This window comes from Xanthomonas sp. SHU 199 (assembly GCF_000364665.1).
GTDB lineage: Bacteria > Pseudomonadota > Gammaproteobacteria > Xanthomonadales > Xanthomonadaceae > Xanthomonas_A > Xanthomonas_A sontii.
On record NZ_AQOI01000874.1, the window covers coordinates 1 to 612 of the forward strand.

The 612-nt window shown below is 75.2% G+C and carries 1 protein-coding gene; it reads right to left on the minus strand.

Going from position 1 to position 612, the window contains the following annotated elements:
• Positions 1–29 precede the first annotated feature (29 nt).
• Positions 30–612 (minus strand): glycosyltransferase family 4 protein (locus D183_RS25925; RefSeq protein WP_017911160.1); only part of this gene is annotated, 583 nt, incomplete at its 5' end.

Sequence of the window (612 nt, forward strand, 5' to 3'; positions counted from 1 at the left end):
GGCGAAGCGCCGGCACGCCGCGCTGCGCGTCAACCGTTCTGCGCCGCGCGCCGCTCATCGGTGCTGCGCGGTGCGCACAGGCGCTGGTACAGCGCGGTGAAGCCGCGCACGCTGCAGTCGGCGTCCTCGCGCACGGCCCGGCATTGCGCCGCCCAGGCCAGGCGCAGGCGCAGGTCGTCGTCGCTGAGCACCTGGCGCAGCGCATCGGCCAGCCCGGCCCAGTCGCCGACCCGCACCGCCAGCGCCGCCGACGGCGCCCACTCCTGCAGATGCCCGACCGCGGTGCCCACGGTCGGCACGCCGGCCACCGCCGCTTCCAGCAATACCAGCGGCCCGGCCTCGTGCTGCGACGACAACACCAGCAGATCCGCCGCCTCCACCAGCGGCCGCAGGTCGCGCTGGGTCTTGAAGCCGAGGAAGCGCACGCGCGCGCTCAGGCCCAGCGTGGCGACCAGGCGCTGCATCGCACCGTCGAGGGTGTCCACGCCGACCAGGTCGATGCGGAAGTCGACCCCGGCGCGGGCCAGCGCAGCGAGTGCGCGCAACAGGGTCGTCTGGTCCTTCACCGGATTGAGGCTGGCCACGTGCAGCAGCCGCGCCGGGCCCTCCCCA